Genomic DNA, 3,759 nt, shown 5'->3' on the forward strand with positions numbered 1-3,759 from the left:
CCCTCGCCACGGGTGCAGTGTTGAATCGGGCATTGGTGTTCACCTCCAATGCCCTTTTTTTAAGCGAAACCCAGCCAAACGCCCCCAACGACCGCACAGCGTCCGGCAATAAAACTCGTTGGAACTACGCTCCCGCGCGCCCCGTCACTTGTTCTGAGAGGCACTTATCCAGGCAACGTTTCGGCTTGCCTGATGTTGAGTTTTTCATCACGGAGGCGATGGACAGACATGACTATCCCGGACAACAACACCGAGCGACAAAGCGGTAACGCAAACCAGGGACGACCTGAAGAATCCCTGAACCACATCAAGGAGGACGTCAACGAAGCCATCGGCAGCGCCCGCGAGAAGGCCGATGCGCATTTCGGTCAGTACCGCGATACCGCGGCGGACCAGATCGATGCCCTGGCGCGTGGCGCCAAGTCCGCGATGTCCGAACTCGAAGCCAACGACACCCTTGGCTTGTCGCATTATCTGGCGGACATGGCCGACAGCATGAGCGGCCTGGCCAGCAAACTGCGCAACAAGAGCGCCGAAGAGCTGCTGCACGATGGCTCTCGCCTGGCACGGGATAACCCCGGCCTGTTCCTCGCCGGCAGTATTGCGGTGGGGTTCGGGCTGTCGCGTTTCCTCAAGGCCGGCACCTCGCCGATCACCACCGAGGCGCAAAGCCCTGCCTCCTCGGAGTCGGATCCAGCCGCCGAAGGCTTTGGCGCCCAGCCCTTCGACGCGCAACCCTTCGATCCTGTGCCTGATCCTATCGGTCCGGGGGCAGGGACCAGCAGCGGCCTCGCCACCGGCGTAACCCCGACCTCGCCCAGCGTTCAGGACCATCCCAGTGATTCCGCCACCGGCTCGCTGCCGGGCTCGGCCAATACCAGAGGAGAATTGTGATGAATCGACCAGACCCGGATATCCAGCGTCCCGCCGGCGCCTCGACGCACGAAAACGATGCCTCGGTCATGGGCTTGCTGCGGCAATTGACCCACGAAGTTCCCTCGCTCTTTACCAAGGAGCTGGCGCTGGCCAAGGCTGAATTCCAGGCGAGCCTCAACACCCTGAAGGCGGGTATCGCCGGGGTGGCCGGGGGCGCCATGGTACTGATGGCCGGCTTCATCATCCTGCTGATGGCGGTGGTGTATGGCCTGAGCACGATGATGGCGCCCTGGCTGGCCGCGTTGATTGTCGGCGTGGTGGTGATGATCATCGGTTTTGTCATGGTCCAGTCCGGCAAGAAGCAATTCGAGCCGTCCCACTTCAAGCCTGACCGAACGCTCGACGCCTTGCACAAAGACCAGGAAGCCCTGCGGAGGAAAGCCTCATGAAGGATGAATTCAAGACCGAATCGGAAAAGAGCCCGGAAACCATCGAGCGCGAAATCGACGAGCAACGCGCCCATATTAGCCACATCGTCGATGCCTTGGGCAGCAAGTTCACGCCAGGGCAGATGCTTGATCAGGCCCTGGGCCTGGTGAAGGGCAATGGCGCCGAATTTTTCGGCAACCTGGGCACGACGGTACGCAACAATCCGGTGCCAACCGTGCTGACCACGGTGGGTTTGTGCTGGCTGATGCTCGGTCAGAACCATCCGCCCCGCGTCGGTTATCGCGTCGGGCCCGACCAGGACGCCAGCGGCTGGAGCGAGGGGCTGTCCGGTGGCCTGGACAGCGCGCGCAGTCATCTGCATGACACCACCCATTCCTTGCGCGAGGGTTTTCACCAGCTCAAGGACAAGGCGTCGCACCTGGCTGATGGCCTCGGGGCAAGCGCCCGTCATGCGCGGCACAGCGCTACGCAGACAGGCGACCGCCTGGCCCATGGCTCCCAGGACCTGGGCGATCAGTTCAGCCGCCTGCTCAAGGAGCAACCGTTGATGATGGCGGCTGCGGGTATCGCCTTGGGCGCCATGCTCGGGGCTGCCTTACCCAGCACGTCGACCGAACAGCGGATGATGGGCAAGACCAGCTCTGGCCTGGCCGACAAGGCCAAGCAAAAGGCCCGAGAGGGCTATGAAACGGTGCGCGATACGGTGAGCAAGACCACCGAGCACCGTGACGAGCCAAGCCCTGCGCCGGCCACCGGGCACGCGCATTCCGGCGCGGATCTGTCCGGCGGCCTGGGTACCTCGTAAACGGGCAATGATACGGCGCGGGGTGACCCGCGCCTTATCTGCGGAGTTTGACGGCAGCCTTGGTCGTCCGATTATTTCACGCGCGGTAGATCATCAAGGAGGCGGCACATGAACCATCAGGTTGCGTTCAGCGGCCACCTCATCTTCATCGGTTTCGGCTCCATCGCCCGGGCCACTTTGCCATTGGTACTGGGGCAGGACCATATCGAGGTCAGGAAAATTACCGTGATCGCGCCGGTGATCGACCAGAACCTCTGGTTCAAGGACCGGGGGATCCGTTTTGTCCGCAAGGCTTTGACCGAGCACACCTTCGCGCAAACGCTGGATCGCTGGGTCAAGCCCGGTGACTTCATCGTCAACTTGTCGGTGGCAGTCAGCTCCCTGGCCATTATCGAATACGCCTGCGCCAAGGGTGCCCTGTACCTGGATACCTGTGTCGAACCGTGGGCCGGCGGATATGACGATCCGCACCTGGATTTTTCCCACCGCACCAATTACGCGCTGCGTTATCAGGTCCTGAGCCTGCGCAAGAAATTGGCCGGAGGGCCGACGGCGGTGGTTGCTCACGGGGCCAATCCGGGCTTGATCACCCACTTGCTGAAGGCCGGCCTGGTGGAGCTGGCGGTGCAGTTGGAGCATCCGATACCTCAACGCCGCGAGGGTGTCGATTGGGCGAGGTTATGCATGGAGCTGGGGATCAAGGTGATTCATTTTGCCGAACGTGATACCCAGCGCTCCCGGCAACCCAAGGAGGACGATGAGTTCGTCAACACCTGGTCGGTGGAAGGCTTCATCAGTGAAGGCAGCCAGCCGGCGGAATTGGCTTGGGGCAGCCATGAGCGAACCTGGCCAGCTTCTGCCCGGCGCCATCGTTTCGGCAGTTGCAACGCGATTTATCTGGCGCGCCAGAGCGCCAGCGTGCTGGTCAAGACCTGGACGCCATTGGGCGGGCCGTGCCTGGGGCTGATGATCACTCATCATGAAACCGCCTCCACAGCTGACCTGCTCACCGTGAAGGACCAGCGTCGGCTGATCTATCGACCGACGCTGCATTACGCCTATCACCCCTGCAATGACGCCTTGCTCTCGGTCCACGAGCTGATCGGTCGCGGCTGGCAAACCCAAGCCCGGCAGCGCATCCTCAACGGCGAAATCGACAGCGGCGGGGCAGATGCGCTGGGAGTGTTGTTCATGGGGCATGCGCTGAATGCCTACTGGTTCGGCTCGGTGCTGAGCATTGACGAAGCCCGCGCGCTGGTGCCTTTCAACAGTGCCACCACCCTGCAAGTGGCGGCAGGCGTGCTGTCCGGCATTGTCTGGGCGGTGGAGCATCCGGATCGCGGCATCGTCGAGCCGGAACAGCTGGACCATGAGCGGGTGCTGGAGGTCGCCAGGCCTTACCTCGGCACGCTGCTGGGCCAGCGCACCGAGTGGACGCCGAGCGGCACTTCGCAGAAACCGTCCGAGGACGGCGCTGCGGATAGCTGGCAATTCGAGCATTTCACCCGGTTTTAACTGCCGCGCCCACGTTTCGTGGCGAGGGAGCTTGGGGCAAAGCCCACCCTGTGGGAGCGAGCTTGCTCGCGATTGCGGTGTGTCAGCAAAGTTGATATCGACTGATACGCCGC

At 62.5% G+C, this 3,759-nt stretch carries 5 protein-coding genes; all 5 read left to right on the top strand.

The window, feature by feature from the left end:
• On the top strand, positions 1-269 hold a 269-nt coding region (locus ACE04F_RS13405; protein ID WP_486107353.1), incomplete at its 5' end, for a hypothetical protein.
• Positions 229-894, top strand: coding sequence for a hypothetical protein (locus ACE04F_RS13410; RefSeq protein ID WP_305500233.1), 666 nt, complete (start codon positions 229-231; stop codon positions 892-894). The genes ACE04F_RS13405 and ACE04F_RS13410, both read left to right, overlap by 41 nt.
• Positions 894-1,325 (top strand): phage holin family protein, encoded by a 432-nt coding sequence (locus ACE04F_RS13415; protein WP_486107356.1) that lies wholly within the window; start codon positions 894-896, stop codon positions 1,323-1,325. Before ACE04F_RS13410 ends, ACE04F_RS13415 begins: the two co-directional genes overlap by 1 nt.
• On the top strand, positions 1,322-2,131 hold the full coding sequence (locus tag ACE04F_RS13420) for a DUF3618 domain-containing protein (RefSeq protein ID WP_486107358.1): 810 nt from the start codon (positions 1,322-1,324) through the stop codon (positions 2,129-2,131). Before ACE04F_RS13415 ends, ACE04F_RS13420 begins: the two co-directional genes overlap by 4 nt.
• A 108-nt stretch (positions 2,132-2,239) precedes the next feature.
• Complete coding sequence (locus tag ACE04F_RS13425) at positions 2,240-3,646, top strand: saccharopine dehydrogenase C-terminal domain-containing protein (RefSeq protein ID WP_486107360.1); 1,407 nt, start codon at positions 2,240-2,242, stop codon at positions 3,644-3,646.
• Positions 3,647-3,759: the final 113 nt, after the last annotated feature.

The sequence above is a fragment of the Pseudomonas sp. AGC41 genome, assembly GCF_057334555.1.

Excerpts from the sequence above, each read along its gene's own strand:
- ACE04F_RS13420 (WP_486107358.1), top strand. The coding sequence starts at position 1,322 with ATGAAGGATGAATTCAAGACCGAATCGGAAAAGAGCCCGGAAACCATC.
- ACE04F_RS13425 (WP_486107360.1), top strand. The coding sequence starts at position 2,240 with ATGAACCATCAGGTTGCGTTCAGCGGCCACCTCATCTTCATCGGTTTC.
- ACE04F_RS13410 (WP_305500233.1), top strand. The coding sequence starts at position 229 with ATGACTATCCCGGACAACAACACCGAGCGACAAAGCGGTAACGCAAAC.
- ACE04F_RS13415 (WP_486107356.1), top strand. The coding sequence starts at position 894 with ATGAATCGACCAGACCCGGATATCCAGCGTCCCGCCGGCGCCTCGACG.